We start from the raw sequence: 301 nt of genomic DNA on the forward strand, positions 1-301 counted from the left end.
CTGGCGTCCAGGTACGAAGCGATCATCTGCGGCACCGCGCGTACATAGTCGGACACCGCAATCACCGGTGCGCCGTGGGGCAAGCAGTCCTGGACATGGCTGCAACGCTTGGCGGCCTGCGGGTGCAGGCGATTCCAGCGCTCGACGTCGCGCGCTTCGCGCGCCAGCTCGCTGAAACTGGTGACGCTGAACACCTCGCTAGCCACTTGCCAATCCTCGGCCAACAGCTGCGCGGCTGCCTGGGCCTCACGCACCAGGGTGCCGGAACCGAGCAGGCGCACCTGAGCGTCGACACCGCCCT

At 67.8% G+C, this 301-nt stretch carries 1 pseudogene; it reads right to left on the minus strand.

Features of this window, described 5'->3' with window-relative positions:
- Nucleotides 1-301, minus strand: a pseudogene (locus KZZ04_RS18720) (pyruvate dehydrogenase (acetyl-transferring), homodimeric type); the annotation flags it as partial.

The organism is Pseudoalteromonas sp. CR1 (genome assembly GCF_019392235.1).
Taxonomy (GTDB): domain Bacteria; phylum Pseudomonadota; class Gammaproteobacteria; order Enterobacterales; family Alteromonadaceae; genus Pseudoalteromonas.